The organism is Rahnella inusitata, from assembly GCF_965118895.1.
Classification (GTDB): domain Bacteria; phylum Pseudomonadota; class Gammaproteobacteria; order Enterobacterales; family Enterobacteriaceae; genus Rahnella; species Rahnella inusitata_A.
On sequence record NZ_CBCPJJ010000001.1, the window covers coordinates 108557 to 124506 of the forward strand.

11 protein-coding genes are annotated in these 15950 nt (G+C 52.9%); 9 read left to right on the forward strand and 2 right to left on the reverse strand.

What is annotated here, in order from left to right; translation table 11 throughout:
• The first annotated feature begins 17 nt into the window (after positions 1-17).
• Genes ileS through ispH form a run of 4 tightly spaced genes read left to right on the forward strand, consistent with a single transcriptional unit; the run spans position 18 to position 4750 of the window.
• Positions 18-2834: an isoleucine--tRNA ligase gene (ileS, locus tag ACMHLI_RS00495; protein ID WP_413527787.1), complete on the forward strand. Its 2817-nt coding sequence runs from the start codon at positions 18-20 to the stop codon at positions 2832-2834.
• Positions 2834-3340: a signal peptidase II gene (gene lspA / locus ACMHLI_RS00500; protein WP_112168208.1), complete on the forward strand. Its 507-nt coding sequence runs from the start codon at positions 2834-2836 to the stop codon at positions 3338-3340. The genes ileS and lspA overlap by 1 nt, the downstream gene beginning before the upstream one ends.
• A 5-nt stretch (positions 3341-3345) precedes the next feature.
• Positions 3346-3816, forward strand: coding sequence for an FKBP-type peptidyl-prolyl cis-trans isomerase (gene fkpB / locus ACMHLI_RS00505; protein WP_413527788.1), 471 nt, complete (start codon positions 3346-3348; stop codon positions 3814-3816).
• Positions 3797-4750 (forward strand): 4-hydroxy-3-methylbut-2-enyl diphosphate reductase, encoded by a 954-nt coding sequence (gene ispH, locus ACMHLI_RS00510; protein WP_413527789.1) that lies wholly within the window; start codon positions 3797-3799, stop codon positions 4748-4750. The genes fkpB and ispH overlap by 20 nt, the downstream gene beginning before the upstream one ends.
• 76 nt (positions 4751-4826) lie before the next feature.
• On the opposite strand, the gene ACMHLI_RS00515 is transcribed toward ispH, so the two are convergent.
• Positions 4827-5702, reverse strand: coding sequence for an SMP-30/gluconolactonase/LRE family protein (locus ACMHLI_RS00515; protein ID WP_413527790.1), 876 nt, complete (start codon positions 5700-5702; stop codon positions 4827-4829).
• A 146-nt stretch (positions 5703-5848) separates the two neighbouring features.
• Positions 5849-7000: a porin gene (locus ACMHLI_RS00520; protein WP_413527791.1), complete on the reverse strand. Its 1152-nt coding sequence runs from the start codon at positions 6998-7000 to the stop codon at positions 5849-5851.
• 693 nt (positions 7001-7693) lie between these two features.
• On the opposite strand from ACMHLI_RS00520, the gene dapB reads away from it, so the two are divergent.
• The 5 genes from dapB to kefC all read left to right on the forward strand — a co-directional run bounded on the left by dapB (position 7694) and on the right by kefC (position 15930).
• Complete coding sequence (gene dapB, locus ACMHLI_RS00525; RefSeq protein ID WP_413527792.1) at positions 7694-8515, forward strand: 4-hydroxy-tetrahydrodipicolinate reductase; 822 nt, start codon at positions 7694-7696, stop codon at positions 8513-8515.
• Between the two features lie 478 nt (positions 8516-8993).
• Complete coding sequence (gene carA, locus ACMHLI_RS00530; RefSeq protein ID WP_413527793.1) at positions 8994-10163, forward strand: glutamine-hydrolyzing carbamoyl-phosphate synthase small subunit; 1170 nt, start codon at positions 8994-8996, stop codon at positions 10161-10163.
• 17 nt (positions 10164-10180) lie between these two features.
• Positions 10181-13405, forward strand: a complete 3225-nt coding sequence (gene carB / locus ACMHLI_RS00535; protein WP_413527794.1) for a carbamoyl-phosphate synthase large subunit — start codon at positions 10181-10183, stop codon at positions 13403-13405.
• A 124-nt stretch (positions 13406-13529) separates the two neighbouring features.
• Positions 13530-14090: a glutathione-regulated potassium-efflux system oxidoreductase KefF gene (gene kefF / locus ACMHLI_RS00540; RefSeq protein WP_413527795.1), complete on the forward strand. Its 561-nt coding sequence runs from the start codon at positions 13530-13532 to the stop codon at positions 14088-14090.
• The gene (gene kefC, locus ACMHLI_RS00545; protein WP_413527796.1) at positions 14077-15930 is read left to right on the forward strand and encodes a glutathione-regulated potassium-efflux system protein KefC; all 1854 of its coding nucleotides are present in this window, start codon (positions 14077-14079) and stop codon (positions 15928-15930) included. The genes kefF and kefC overlap by 14 nt, the downstream gene beginning before the upstream one ends.
• Positions 15931-15950: the final 20 nt, after the last annotated feature.

Sequence of the window (15950 nt, forward strand, 5' to 3'; positions counted from 1 at the left end):
AACGGAACCGAGAATCTATGAGTGACTACAAGAACACCCTGAATTTGCCGGAAACAGGGTTCCCGATGCGTGGCGATCTGGCCAAGCGTGAACCTGACATGCTGAAGAATTGGTATGACCAGGATCTGTACGGGATTATTCGTGCTGCCAAGAAAGGCAAGAAAACCTTTATCTTGCATGACGGCCCTCCGTATGCGAACGGCAGCATTCATATTGGTCACTCAGTAAACAAAATTCTCAAAGACATGATTGTCAAGTCCAAAGGGCTTGCGGGCTTCGACGCGCCGTATGTTCCGGGCTGGGATTGTCATGGTCTGCCGATTGAACTGAAAGTTGAACAGCTGATTGGTAAGCCGGGCGAGAAAGTCACGGCGGCAGAATTTCGTGAAGCCTGCCGCAAGTATGCCGCTGAACAGGTTGAAGGTCAGAAGAAAGACTTCATCCGTCTGGGCGTGCTCGGTGACTGGGATCATCCGTATCTGACCATGGACTTCAAAACTGAAGCCAACATCATTCGTGCGCTGGGTAAAATCATCGGCAATGGTCATCTGCATAAAGGTGCAAAACCTGTTCACTGGTGTACCGATTGCGGCTCTTCACTGGCTGAAGCCGAAGTTGAATATTACGACAAAGTATCTCCGTCTATCGACGTGACGTTTAATGCGACGGATGCTGCCGCTGTTGCTACGAAATTTGGTGCCACTGCTTTCAATGGTCCGATTTCTCTGGTCATCTGGACCACCACCCCGTGGACCATGCCGGCTAACCGCGCGATTTCACTTAACGCTGAGTTTTCTTATCAGCTGGTGCAGATTGAAGGTCAGTGCCTGATCCTGGCCACCGATCTGGTTGAAAGCGTGATGAAGCGTGCCGGTATCACTGAGTGGACCGTGTTGGGCGAATGCAAAGGTGCGGATCTTGAACTGCTGCGATTCCAGCATCCATTCCTCGGTTTCGATGTGCCGGCCATCCTTGGTGATCACGTCACTCTCGATGCCGGTACCGGTGCTGTACATACCGCACCTGGTCACGGTCCTGATGACTTTGTCATTGGCCAGAAATACGGTCTGGAAGTCGCTAACCCGGTTGGACCGAACGGCTGCTACTTGCCTGGTACTTACCCGACGCTGGATGGCAAATTCGTCTTTAAAGCTAACGATCTGATCGTTGAACTGCTGCGTGAGAAAGGCGCACTGTTGCACGTTGAGAAAATGAACCACAGCTATCCGTGCTGCTGGCGTCACAAAACGCCGATCATCTTCCGCGCTACGCCACAATGGTTCATCAGCATGGATCAGAAAGGCTTGCGTCAGAAATCTCTGGAAGAGATCAAAGGTGTGCAGTGGATCCCTGACTGGGGTCAGGCGCGTATCGAAAACATGGTCGCTAACCGTCCTGACTGGTGTATTTCCCGTCAGCGTACGTGGGGCGTCCCGATGTCTCTGTTTGTTCATAAAGATACCGAACAGCTTCATCCGCGCAGCCTTGAGCTGATGGAAGAAGTGGCAAAACGCGTTGAAGCCGATGGCATTCAGGCGTGGTGGGATCTGAATCCTGAAGAGATTCTGGGCGCAGACGCTGCCGATTACGTCAAAGTGCCAGATACGCTGGACGTCTGGTTTGACTCCGGTTCTACGCACTCCTCCGTTGTGGACGTGCGTCCTGAGTTTAACGGCCATTCACCGGATCTGTATCTCGAAGGTTCTGACCAGCATCGCGGCTGGTTCATGTCTTCTCTGATGATTTCCACGGCAATGAAAGGCAAAGCGCCTTACAAACAGGTACTGACTCACGGTTTCACCGTCGATGGTCAGGGCCGTAAAATGTCTAAATCCATCGGTAACACCATCGCGCCTCAGGACGTGATGAATAAGCTGGGTGGCGACATTCTGCGTTTGTGGGTGGCATCTACGGATTACACCGGCGAAATCGCCGTGTCCGACGAAATCCTCAAACGTGCTGCCGATTCTTATCGCCGTATCCGTAACACCGCGCGCTTCCTGCTGGCGAACCTGAACGGTTTCGATCCGGCGCTGCACAGCGTGGCCCCGGAAGAAATGGTTGTATTGGATCGCTGGGCAGTTGGCCGCGCGAAAGCCGCCCAAGACGAGATCATTGCTGCGTACGAAGCCTATGATTTCCACGGCGTTGTTCAGCGTCTGATGCAGTTCTGCTCGATCGAAATGGGTTCCTTCTATCTGGATATCATCAAAGATCGCCAGTACACCGCGAAGAGCGACAGCGTTGCGCGCCGCAGCTGCCAGACCGCGCTGTATCACATCTGCGAAGCACTGGTACGCTGGATGGCGCCAATCATGTCCTTCACTGCTGATGAAATCTGGGCTGAACTGCCGGGTAACCGCGAGAAGTTCGTCTTTACCCAAGAGTGGTACGACGGTCTGTTTGGCCTGATCGGTAACGAATCCATGAACGATGCGTTCTGGGATGAGCTGCTGAAAGTGCGTGGCGAAGTGAACAAAGTGATCGAACAGGCGCGTGCTGATAAACGTCTGGGCGGTTCTCTGGAAGCAGCCGTGACCTTATATGCAGACGACGCGCTGGCAACAGATCTGCGTTCTCTGGGCAACGAACTGCGCTTTGTGCTCCTGACTTCCGGTGCGAAAGTTGCCGCGCTGTCTGAAGCGGATGATTCAGCGCAGGCCAGCGAATTGCTGAAAGGTCTGAAAATTGGTCTGGCAAAAGCTGAAGGCGAGAAGTGCCCGCGCTGCTGGCATTTCACCACTGACATCGGCCAGAATGCGGAACACAGCGACATCTGTGGCCGTTGTGTGACTAACATTGCCGGTGACGGCGAAGAGCGTAAGTTTGCATAATGACTAAACCTTTCTGTTCTACCGGACTCCGCTGGCTTTGGCTGGCGGTTCTCGTCGTTATCGTCGATCTCGGCAGTAAGTTTCTGGTCATGGGGCATTTTCAGCTCGGTGAGTCCATGCCGCTGATTCCGTTCTTTAATCTGACCTACGCTCATAACCCGGGCGCAGCGTTCAGTTTCCTGGCGGATAAAGGTGGCTGGCAGCGCTGGTTCTTCACGGCGATTGCGTTGGTTATCGTGGTGGTTCTGCTGGTGCTGATGTACCGCAGCAGTGCAAAGCAGCGTCTGAATAACATCGCATTTGCGATGATCATTGGTGGCGCGCTGGGCAACATGTTTGACCGTATGGTGCACGGCTTCGTGATCGACTTTATCGATTTCTACGTGAACGACTGGCACTACCCGATCTTTAATCTGGCCGACAGCTTTATCTGCGTTGGCGCAGTGCTGGTCGTGCTGGAAGGTTTCCTCGCGAAACCGAACGAAGCGGCGAAGACCAAAGGATAAGAAATATGTCTCAACAGGTGAAACACGACAGCGCCGTGCTGGTACATTTTACGTTGAAGCTTGAAGATGGCTCGACGGCAGAATCTACCCGCGCGAATGGAAAACCTGCGCTGTTTCGCCTCGGCGACGGCAGCCTGTCTGACGCGCTGGAAAATCAGCTGACCGGATTGAGCGTTGGGGATAAGCATGCTTTTACGCTGTCCCCGGAATCGGCTTTCGGTACCAAAAGCCCGGATCTGGTGCAGTTCTTCTCGCGTCGTGATTTCCAGGAAACAGGGGTGCCGGACGTCGGCACCATCATGCTGTTCAGTGGTCGTGACGGTAATGAAATGCCGGGCGTAGTGCGTGAAGTGACAGAAGATTCGATCACTGTTGATTTCAATCATCCGCTGGCGGGACAGTACATCGATTTCGATATCGAAGTGCTGGAAATCGACCCGCAACTGGAGGAGAAACATGCAGATATTGCTGGCTAACCCACGCGGTTTTTGTGCGGGTGTCGATCGCGCCATCAGCATTGTTGAACGTGCGCTTGAGCTGTATGGCGCACCGATTTACGTGCGTCATGAAGTGGTACATAACCGCTATGTGGTTGACAGCCTGCGTCAGCGTGGTGCGATTTTCATCGAGCAAATCAGCGAAGTGCCGGATGGCTCAATCCTGATTTTCTCCGCCCACGGGGTTTCCCAGGCGGTTCGGGCGGAAGCGAAAGAACGTGATCTCACTATGCTCTTTGATGCCACTTGTCCGCTGGTGACCAAAGTGCATATGGAAGTCGCGCGTGCCAGCCGTAAAGGCACTGAAGCGATTCTGATTGGTCATGCCGGTCATCCGGAAGTTGAAGGCACCATGGGCCAGTACAGTAATCCGAAAGGCGGCATGTATCTGGTCGAGGCACCGGAAGATGTGTATAAATTGCAGGTAAAAGACGAAAACAACCTGTGCTTTATGACGCAAACCACGCTTTCGGTGGATGACACGTCGGCCATCATTGATGCGTTGCGCGATCGGTTCCCGAAAATTATCGGGCCGCGTAAAGATGATATTTGCTACGCCACCACTAACCGTCAGGAAGCTGTGCGAACGCTGGCCGATGGCGCGGATGTGGTGCTGGTTGTCGGATCGAAAAACTCCTCCAACTCCAACCGTCTGGCGGAGCTGGCTCAGCGCGTCGGTGTGCCTTCCTATCTGATCGATTCTGCGGCGGATATTCAGGAAAGCTGGCTGAAAGATGCAAAAAGCATCGGCGTCACGGCGGGCGCCTCCGCACCGGATATTCTGGTGCAGGATGTGATAAGCAAGCTGAAAACCTTTGGCGGGATGGATGTGATTAACATCGAAGGGCGCGAAGAGAATATCGTGTTTGAAGTGCCCAAAGAACTGCGTGTGGATGTGAAACAGATCGACTGATTTGTCTCAGATACCGTGCAGAAAATGAAAAACCGGCTCATTTGTGGCCGGTTTTTTTATGGGCGTTCTGGCCGATTTAAGCCTTTTGTAGTTTGAACAAATTCTGTGGCGCACCCACCGTTGACGTTTGTACATGCAGCAGCGCGCCTTCCAGCGCGTGAGGAGCGTCGAGATTTTTACGGGCTGACGTGATGTACAATTCGGTCATATCAGGGCCGCCAAAAGTACAGCAACTTGGCTGCGTCACAGGTACCGGCACGGTATCGAGAGTCAGCAATTCACCCTGATTAATTTGCTGGCGTAACAGACATTTCGATCCCCAGCAGGCGGTGATCAGCCACCCATTTTGTGCCAGCGCTGAACCATCCGGAGATTTATCACCGGAAGAAAAGCAAGAGATCTTCTGCGGATTAATACGGCGTGCGTTGGCAGAGTAGAAGCGGTTTTTCTTCGTATCTGCAAACCAGACTTTGCCTTCATACCAGACCAGGGTGTTGGTGATCCCCACGTTATCGAGCATCATTTCAGGTGCATCGGCACCTGCTTCATAGCGATACCACGCGCCGTTATTTTTTTCCTCTTTGATATCCAGCGTGCCAAACCATAGCGAACCGTCCGGCGCGATAGCGGCTTCGTTCGGTCGTGTACCTTCTGCACCAGGATACCCGCACAACGTTTGGCGGCTTTTGTTTTCGTAATCGTACAAATGGATGCCATCCTGAGAGACGAGTAAAAACTGGTTACGTTTCTCCGTCATCAGTACGGCGCTGGTTACGCTCGGCAGGTCGTGGATTTCAATTTCTTTTGTCTCGGGCCAGTAACGCAAAACGCGCTGAGCAAGAATATCGACCCACAGCAATGATTGCGTGCGCTGGCACCAGACGGGCGTTTCACCCAATTCGGCTCGATAATCGCCAATGGCGGTCACGTCGGACCGGAATAATACGGACATCGTAAAGCGCTCCTTGAAGGATAAGATGTGGTTGCATTCAGTCTAGTCCGGCTTTGCCCGCGTGGGATAGGAGAAAAGGTGTAAAAATAAAGGGCCGGCACGTCAATAAGACGTAAACCGGCCCCTGAAGTTAAGGCTTTTGAAATTTAGAAATCGTATCTCAGGCGAACGAGGTTCATATCACCACGATCATCGGTGGTGGAGCTGAATACGTGTTCGTAATCGACGCGGAAGCCGTAATCCATCTGAACAGACAGACCCAGACCATTATCAATACGCTGATAATTACGGCCAGTGACGTAAGTCATACGGTCGCCCATGAAGTACGGCTGAACCGTTTTCACTGCGTACTGATTGATTGGGAATGCGTAGCCCAGGAAATATTCCAGACCGTAAGCGTCGCCCGCGAAATAGTTATTATCCGTTTTCTTTTTGGTGGTCAGGAAGTTGTTGTAATAACCGCCACCGAAAGAGGCTGTCCAGTTGCCCGGTTTCCAGCTCAGCGCCGTACCGACAATATTCTGATCGTAATTCGTGGAGCTGTGCTGACCCGGGTTTTTCATTTCTGCGTTGGTATAGTTATACGCAGTACCCCATGTCAGATCTTTAGTGATGTGGTAATCCACACCCACAGAGCCGCCGCCTTTACGTTTATAACGCAGGCCGTCGCCGGTCAGCAGATCGTTATCTGAGAACAGGTAAGAGGCGTAAACATCTGCCGCCCCGAAGGTGTTTTTGTATTTCAGCATTTTACGGGAGCGGTAAGACCCGTCGTAGTCGCCGTTCACCCCGTTACCTGGCGCCTGGCCGAGCATGTCGTAATCCCATATATCGGTTTTAGCGCCGACCACATCGTAGTACACGCTGTTTTGCTGGCCGTAGGTCAGCTGACCGTAGGTTTTGCTTTTCAGGCCGGTGTAGAGCTGGCGACGCGTGGTGTTGTGAGCGCCGTCCGCGTAGTGGTCGTCCCAGCCCATGAGGGCAGGGAAGTTGACGCCCAGTTCGTAGTAGCTGACCCAGCTGATATCATCAAACAGATAATAATCAGTGGAGAAACGGAAGCGGGAGCCGCCGTCGAAGCCATTATTTTTATACGAACCTTTATCTTTATCGCCGGTTTCCATATTCCACTGCGGACGAATACTCCCGCCAATCTGGAAGTTTAAACGGCTCAGGGGATCGTTAGGTTGTGGGTCTTGCTTGATCAGCGTGATTTCTGCGTGTGAAGCGAAAGATGTCAGACCAAATAACAGGCCAGCAGTAGCCACCTGAGTGACTTTGTTCAATTTGAAGTTCATGTAATTCCCTTGCCAACACCTTGTTTTGAAATAACTAACAGTGAAATTGGACATGTGTGTTTTTGTATTTTCCCCTTACTCATGACAATCAGGTAAGGGTGAAGACGCGCCTCATGCATCCAGGCTACTTAATTTTTGACCGGTCAGAAATTAAATTTCGCCGGTTAAAATTAGCTGGCTACTTATTATCATATTTATTGATTTAATCAATATGATTTGATGGCATATAATAAAAAATTAATGTTTTAGATCTAAGTTGTAAGCTGATAGCTGTTTTTTTGTCATGCAGGCAGAATGAAATAATGCGTTTGCAGATGTCGCTGACAGATTGTCTTTCATCAGACACCGAATACTGTAAAACTGAATTCTGAGGGAAGGGCGCAAATTCCACTACGCGAACGGTGCCCTGATGTGCGGCTGAATTGATTTCAGACACTTATGCAGAAAAGTGAATCGTTATGCGAACAGGCTTTTTGCACGTTTTTACAGCTTTCCCCTCTCTCAGTTCCAGTTTGGCTATTCGGTTAACACAAATCATTTAAGTTGGTAACCTTAAATCAGATGCTTTTTACTGATATTAACCAGCCTGTATCATAATTTTCTAATTATGAGGCAATTTTGCTGGCTACCCGATAACAGGGTGGCTAACCTGATTCTGTTTTACGGCAGAACCCCTATAAAAAGAGAGTATTTATGAGTAACGCTGATATTCGCATGGCCATCGTTGGCGCAGGTGGTCGTATGGGCCGGCAGCTGATCCAGGCCGTTTCTGAAGCCGAAGGCGTGGTGCTTGGCGCGGCATTGGAGCGTCCGGGTTCCACGCTTGTGGGCACCGATGCCGGTGAGCTGGCGGGGATCGGAAATGCAGGCGTCAAAGTGAATGAAGATCTGAACGCTGTAGCGAACGATTTTGATGTACTGATCGATTTCACCCGTCCGGAAGGTACGCTGGCGCATCTGGAATTCTGTCAGAAACACCATAAAGGCATGATTATCGGCACTACGGGCTTCGAGGATGCAGGTAAGACCGCGATTAAGCAGGCTTCTGAGGTCATTCCGGTGGTTTTCGCCGCCAATTTCAGCGTGGGCGTGAACGTCGTTCTCAAACTTTTAGAAAAAGCCGCCAAAGTGATGGGCGACTATACCGATATCGAAATTGTGGAAGCCCACCACCGTCATAAAGTAGATGCGCCATCAGGCACTGCGCTGGCGATGGGCGAAGCAATTGCCGGTGCGCTGGGACGCGACCTCAAGGAGTGCGCGGTGTATGCCCGTGAAGGACATACCGGCGAGCGCGATCCAAAAAGTATTGGTTTTGCTACTATCCGTGCCGGCGACATCGTTGGTGAACATACTGCGATGTTTGCAGATATCGGAGAGCGTGTTGAGATTACACACAAGGCTTCCAGCCGCATGACCTTCGCAAATGGCGCTGTTCGTGCAGGAAAGTGGATTTCGTCGCATAAGTCAGGCCTTTATGACATGCGCGACGTGCTTGGATTAGATGATTTGTAGAAAATAATTTAGATGTGATGTGGTTGTTTTGGTCATAATGTTTTGATAAAAGGGCAGTTCCTTGATTGCCCTTCTCTTTTTTATTCAAAAATACGGATTTAATGACAATTGGCAATGGTAGCTTGTTTTATTTATGGTTTACTATGTTTTTAACATGCCACGTGAGTGTTTTTTAAACTCATCCGATCTCCCTCACTGACACTTACCCACTTTTATCACTGATTTTCAGACATCGTCTTCCGCAAACGGTTACTATGCTCACTTAGGCCATGCTTTCGTGGCTGTGACGAAGCCTTTCCACTGAGTTGTGCGAAAAATAGAGAAATAGTGGCGCTTTTGGTAGACAAACCGAACTGCCCTCATTAGAATGCGCGCAATTTGCCGAAAATTGGCTTCCGGAGCGATTTTTGCATTGATTTAGATCGGGTTATCTGAATTAATATGCAAATATTGTGATTTATTATTCTTGGAGGATGCTTTGATAAAGTCAGCGCTATTGGTTCTGGAAGACGGAACCCAATTCCACGGTCGGGCCATCGGGGCAGAAGGTTCGGCAGTGGGGGAAGTGGTCTTCAATACGTCGATGACCGGTTATCAAGAAATCCTCACTGATCCTTCCTATTCCCGCCAGATTGTCACTCTCACTTATCCCCATATCGGTAATGTCGGCACCAATGCCGCAGACGCAGAATCTTCCGCAGTACACGCTCAGGGCCTGGTCATTCGCGACCTTCCTCTTATTGCCAGCAACTACCGCAGTGAAGAAAACCTTTCTGATTACCTCAAACGCAACAACATCGTAGCCATCGCCGACATCGATACCCGCAAGCTGACCCGTCTGTTACGTGAAAAAGGCGCACAGAACGGCTGCATCATCGCGGGCGATTCTCCGGATGCCGAACTGGCGCTGCAAAAAGCCAAAGCGTTCCCGGGCCTGAAAGGGATGGATCTGGCGAAAGAAGTGACGACCGCTGAATCTTACAGCTGGCAGCAAGGCAGCTGGACGCTTGAAGGCGAGCTGCCAGAAGCTAAGAAAGAAGACGAACTGCCATTCCACGTGGTGGCTTATGATTACGGCGCAAAACGCAACATCCTGCGTATGCTGGTGGACCGCGGTTGCCGCCTGACGGTAGTTCCGGCGCAAACGCCTGCCGCTGACGTGCTGAAACTCAATCCGGATGGCATCTTCCTGTCTAACGGCCCTGGCGACCCGGAGCCTTGTGACTACGCCATCGCCGCCATCAAAACGTTCCTCGAAACGGATATCCCGGTCTTCGGGATCTGCCTCGGCCATCAGTTACTGGCATTAGCCAGCGGCGCAAAAACGCTGAAAATGAAACTGGGCCACCACGGCGGGAACCATCCGGTTAAAGATATCGACAACAATGTGGTGATGATCACCGCGCAAAACCACGGCTTCGCAGTAGATGAAAACAATCTGCCCGCGACTCTGCGTGTGACTCACAAATCGTTGTTCGACCACACGGTTCAGGGTATCCACCGCACGGACAAACCGGCGTTCAGCTTCCAGGGTCACCCTGAAGCCAGCCCGGGCCCGCACGACGCGGCGCCACTGTTCGATCACTTCATCGAACTGATTAACGCTTTCCGCGCTTCTCACAACAACGCCGCTCTTACAGGCAAATAAATCAGGAGCAAGAAAAAATGCCAAAACGTACAGACATAAAAAGCATCCTGATTCTGGGCGCGGGCCCGATTGTGATCGGCCAGGCTTGTGAATTTGACTACTCGGGTGCACAGGCGTGTAAAGCGCTGCGTGAAGAAGGTTACCGCGTCATTCTGGTGAACTCGAACCCTGCGACCATCATGACCGACCCGGACATGGCTGATGCGACTTATATCGAGCCGATTACCTGGGAAGTGGTACGCAAAATCATCGAAAAAGAGCGCCCGGACGCCGTATTGCCAACCATGGGCGGCCAGACCGCGCTGAACTGTGCGCTGGAACTGGAACGTCAGGGCGTGCTGGAAGAATTCGGCGTGACCATGATCGGCGCGACCGCAGATGCCATTGATAAAGCTGAAGACCGCCGTCGTTTCGACGTGGCGATGAAAAAAATCGGTCTGGACACGGCGCGTTCGGGCATCGCCCATACAATGGAAGAAGCGCTGGCGGTTGCCGCTGACGTCGGCTTCCCGTGCATTATCCGCCCTTCATTTACCATGGGCGGCACCGGTGGCGGTATCGCGTACAACCGCGAAGAGTTTGAAGAGATTTGCGAACGCGGTCTGGATCTTTCCCCAACCAAAGAGCTGCTGATTGATGAGTCGCTGATTGGCTGGAAAGAGTACGAGATGGAAGTGGTGCGTGATAAAAACGACAACTGCATCATCGTCTGCTCTATCGAAAACTTCGATGCAATGGGCATCCACACCGGTGACTCCATTACTGTGGCACCGGCGCAGACCCTGACCGACAAAGAATACCAAATCATGCGTAACGCCTCGATGGCAGTACTGCGTGAAATCGGCGTAGAAACCGGTGGCTCCAACGTCCAGTTCTCGGTGAACCCGAAAAATGGCCGTCTGATTGTTATCGAAATGAACCCACGCGTCTCCCGTTCCTCTGCACTGGCTTCAAAAGCGACTGGCTTCCCGATTGCCAAAGTGGCGGCCAAACTGGCTGTGGGTTATACCCTCGATGAACTGATGAACGACATCACCGGCGGTAAAACGCCTGCGTCGTTTGAACCGTCCATCGACTATGTTGTGACAAAAATTCCTCGCTTCAACTTCGAAAAATTCGCCGGTGCTAACGACCGTCTGACTACGCAGATGAAATCTGTCGGCGAAGTGATGGCGATAGGCCGCACGCAGCAGGAATCCCTGCAAAAAGCGTTACGCGGTCTGGAAGTTGGCGCAAGCGGCTTCGACCCGAAAGTGAATCTGGATGACCCGGAAGCGCTGACCAAAATCCGTCGCGAGCTGAAAGAAGCCGGTGCCGAGCGTATCTGGTACATCGCCGATGCCTTCCGCGCCGGGATGTCCGTTGACGGTATCTTTAACCTGACCAACGTTGACCGCTGGTTCCTGGTGCAGATTGAAGAGCTGGTGAAACTGGAAAACGAAGTGGCCGAAGGCGGCTTCAACATCCTGACCCACGACTATCTGCGCATGCTCAAACGTAAAGGCTTTGCTGACCTGCGTCTGGCGACTCTGGTGGGCGTTTCAGAAAGTGAAGTCCGCAAACTGCGCCACAAATACAATCTGCATCCGGTCTACAAACGCGTGGATACCTGCGCGGCGGAATTCTCTACCGATACCGCCTACATGTACTCCACGTACGAGGAAGAGTGCGAATCCAACCCGACTAACGACAAACCAAAAATCATGGTGCTGGGCGGCGGTCCGAACCGTATCGGTCAGGGGATTGAGTTCGACTATTGCTGCGTGCATGCCTCACTGGCGCTGCGTGAAGACGGTTACGAAACCATCATGGTGAACTGTAACCCGGAAACCGTATCCACCGATTACGACACCTCAGACCGTCTGTACTTCGAATCCGTAACGCTGGAAGACGTGCTGGAAATCGTGCGCATCGAGAAGCCAAAAGGCGTCATCGTGCAGTACGGCGGGCAGACGCCGCTGAAGCTGGCGCGTGAGCTGGAAGCCGCTGGCGTGCCGATTATCGGCACCAGCCCGGACGCGATTGACCGCGCCGAAGACCGCGAGCGTTTTCAGCAGGCGGTTCACCGTCTGGGCCTGAAACAGCCAGCGAACGCCACCGTAGCGACCATCGAACAAGCAGTTGAGAAAGCCAGCGGTCTGGGTTATCCGCTGGTAGTCCGCCCGTCTTATGTTCTGGGTGGCCGCGCGATGGAAATCGTGTATGACGAAATCGACTTACGCCGTTACTTCCAGAACGCCGTCAGCGTCTCCAACGACGCGCCGGTACTGCTGGATCGCTTCCTGGATGACGCGATAGAAGTTGACGTCGATGCGATTTGTGACGGTGAGCGCGTACTGATTGGCGGCATCATGGAGCACATCGAACAGGCTGGCGTGCACTCCGGTGACTCCGCATGTTCGCTGCCTTGCTACACGCTGAGCAAAGAAATTCAGGACGTGATGCGTCATCAGGTTGAGAAGCTGGCCTTCGAGCTGAGCGTTCGCGGCCTGATGAACGTCCAGTTCGCGGTGAAGAACAACGAAGTCTACCTGATTGAAGTCAACCCACGCGCCGCGCGTACCGTACCGTTTGTCTCTAAAGCGACCGGTGTACCGCTGGCGAAAGTGGCTGCCCGCGTAATGGCTGGTCAGACGCTGGCGCAGCAGGGCATCACCGAAGAAGTTATTCCGCCTTACTACTCCGTGAAAGAAGTGGTGCTGCCGTTCAACAAATTCCCAGGCGTTGACCCGATTCTGGGGCCGGAAATGCGTTCTACCGGTGAAGTGATGGGCGTCGGCCGCACCTTCGCTGAAGCCTTCGCCAAAGCGCAGCTTGGCAGTAACTCCGGCATGAAGAAAGCGGGGCGTGCGCTGTTGTCAGTGCGTGAAGGCGATAAAGGTCGCGTAGTCGATTTGGCGGCGAAACTGCTTAAACGCGGCTTTGAGCTGGATGCAACCCACGGTACCGCCGTCGTGCTGGGCGAAGCCGGGATAAACCCGCGCCTGGTCAACAAGGTGCATGAAGGCCGTCCACACATTCAGGACCGTATTAAAAACGGTGAGTATGTGTACATCGTCAACACCACGGCTGGCCGTCAGGCGATTGAAGATTCCAAGCTGATCCGTCGCAGCGCTCTGCAATACAAAGTGCATTACGACACCACGCTGAACGGCGGTTTCGCCACAGCGATGGCACTGTCTTCAGACCCGACAGAGCAGGTGATTTCAGTGCAGGAAATGCACGCGAAAATCAAAGGCTAATGGCATAATCGGTAAGCAAAAGGCGCGGCGAAAGCTGCGCCTTTTTCATTTTATGCCTCCAACTTTCACCCGAACGCCGAAAATTGCGTATGCTCAAGTAAATAAAATAAGACAAGAGACCTGCATGATTTTAATCATTTACGCCCATCCTTATCCGCGCCATTCGCGGGCCAATCAGGGATTACTCGCGGCGGTAAAAGACCTGCCGAACGTAGAAATTCGTTCGCTGTACGATCTTTACCCCGACTTCAACATCGATGTGAATGCCGAACAGAAAGCCGTTGAACGTGCCGATATGGTGGTGTTCCAGCATCCTATCCAATGGTATAGCCTGCCGCCGTTGCTAAAACTGTGGATCGATAAAGTGCTGGAACATGGCTGGGCTTACGGCCACGAAGGCAACGCGCTGAACGGCAAACATTGTTTATGGGCTGTGACCACCGGCGGAAACGAGCATCATTTTGAACTCGGCGATCACCCGAGTTTCGACGTGCTGGCGCAGCCTTTACAGGCGACGGCGGTCTACTGCGGCATGCACTGGCAGCCGTATTTTGCAGTGCACAATACGTTTATCTGCGATGAAGTCGCACTGAAAGCGGCGGGCGAAGAATACCGTCGACGCTTAACAGCATGCCTGAGTCTGAAAGAAGGCTGTGCGCCGGAGGTCGAAAATGGACAACCATAATCTGATGATTGAAGGGCTGATTTATCTGGGGTCGGCGGCATTGTTTGTGCCGATCGCGGTACGCCTCGGATTAGGTTCAGTTCTGGGGTATCTCATCGCCGGCTGCATTATTGGCCCGTGGGGACTGAAGCTGGTCTCGGACGCCGAATCGATTCTGACCTTTGCGGAGATTGGCGTGGTGCTGATGTTGTTTGTCATCGGGCTGGAGCTGGATCCTAAACGTCTGTGGACCATGCGCGCTTCGGTCTTTGGCGGTGGCAGTATTCAGATGGTTGGCTGTGGCGTGGTGCTTAGCGCATTCTGCTACTTCCTGGGTCTGGACTGGAAAATCGCCATGTTGATCGGCCTGACGCTGGCGCTGTCTTCTACCGCCATTGCCATGCAGGCGATGAGTGAACGCAGCCTGACCGCAGCGCCAATAGGTCGCAGCGCGTTTGCCGTCCTGCTGTTCCAGGACATTGCGGCTATCCCTTTGGTCGCAATGATCCCCTTGTTGGCGAGTACCGGTGAAGCCACCACGCTGATGAGCTTCGGACTTTCTGCCGCGAAAGTGGCCGGTGCGCTGGTGCTGGTGATCCTGCTCGGACGTTATGTCACACGTCCGCTGCTGCACTTTGTAGCCCGTTCCGGCATGCGTGAAGTGTTCAGCGCCGTGGCGCTATTTCTGGTATTCGGTTTCGGTATTCTGCTGGAAATGGCGGGTATGTCGATGGCAATGGGCGCATTTCTGGCGGGGGTTCTGCTGGCGAGTTCCGAATACCGTCACGCACTGGAAAGCGATATTCAGCCGTTTAAAGGTTTGTTGCTCGGGCTGTTCTTTATCGGCGTCGGTATGTCTATCGACTTTGGCACGCTGGTTCATCAGCCGTTGCTGATTGCCACATTGCTGGTCGGCTTTATGGCGCTGAAAGCTGCCTTGCTGTGGCTGATCGCACCGTGGCTGGGCGTACCAAAAAAACAGCGTGGACTGTTTGCCATTCTCATCGGGCAGGGCAGTGAATTTGCTTTCGTTATTTTCAGCACCGCACAAATGGCTGGGGTGTTGCCGGTTGAATGGGCGAAAGCGCTGACGCTGGCCGTAGCGCTGTCGATGGCGGTTACGCCATTGCTGCTGGTTCTCGCCGCACGTATGGAACGTAATGCGCCGCAAGACGATCGTCCGCAGGACACTATCGATGATGAAAACGCGCAGGTGATCATCGCCGGTTTTGGCCGCTTCGGGCAGATTGCCGGCCGTTTGCTGCTGGCGAATAACGTGCACACCGTGGTGTTGGATCATGACCCGGATCATATCGAAACGCTGCGCAAGTTTGGCACCAAGGTCTTTTACGGCGATGCCACCCGTGTGGATTTGCTGGAATCCGCAGGCGCCGCGCAGGCCAAAGTGTTGATCAACGCTATCGATGATGTCGAAGCCAACCTGCAACTGACCGCGCTGGCGAAAGAGCATTTCCCGAACCTGAAGATTATCGCCCGTGCGCGAGATGTCGATCACTGGTATCAACTGCGTCAGTTAGGCGTCGAAGCGCCGGAGCGTGAGCTGTTCGAAGGTTCTCTGCGCGTTGGCCGTGAAGTACTGGAAACGCTGGGGTTGGATGCTTATGAAGCCCGCGAAAAAGCCGACCTGTTCCGTCGCTACAACCTGAAAATGCTGGAGGCAACGGTCGCGAATTACGAAGACACCGAGTTCCGCATCGCCAGTATGCAGCGTGCGAAAGACATGCTGAGTGCGGCCATCGAGCAGGATCAGGAACGTCTGGCCTCAGAGCAACAACAGGGATGGCGTGGCAGTATCGACGGCAAAGCACCGGAGAATGAAGTGATTGAAGCGAAGAGTTAACGAAGGATGAAACCCGAAGC

Coding starts and splice junctions, on each gene's coding strand:
- ileS (WP_413527787.1), top strand. CDS start 18: ATGAGTGACTACAAGAACACCCTGAATTTGCCGGAAACAGGGTTCCCG.
- lspA (WP_112168208.1), top strand. CDS start 2,834: ATGACTAAACCTTTCTGTTCTACCGGACTCCGCTGGCTTTGGCTGGCG.
- fkpB (WP_413527788.1), top strand. CDS start 3,346: ATGTCTCAACAGGTGAAACACGACAGCGCCGTGCTGGTACATTTTACG.
- ispH (WP_413527789.1), top strand. CDS start 3,797: ATGCAGATATTGCTGGCTAACCCACGCGGTTTTTGTGCGGGTGTCGAT.
- ACMHLI_RS00515 (WP_413527790.1), bottom strand. CDS start 5,702: ATGTCCGTATTATTCCGGTCCGACGTGACCGCCATTGGCGATTATCGA.
- ACMHLI_RS00520 (WP_413527791.1), bottom strand. CDS start 7,000: ATGAACTTCAAATTGAACAAAGTCACTCAGGTGGCTACTGCTGGCCTG.
- dapB (WP_413527792.1), top strand. CDS start 7,694: ATGAGTAACGCTGATATTCGCATGGCCATCGTTGGCGCAGGTGGTCGT.
- carB (WP_413527794.1), top strand. CDS start 10,181: ATGCCAAAACGTACAGACATAAAAAGCATCCTGATTCTGGGCGCGGGC.
- kefF (WP_413527795.1), top strand. CDS start 13,530: ATGATTTTAATCATTTACGCCCATCCTTATCCGCGCCATTCGCGGGCC.
- kefC (WP_413527796.1), top strand. CDS start 14,077: ATGGACAACCATAATCTGATGATTGAAGGGCTGATTTATCTGGGGTCG.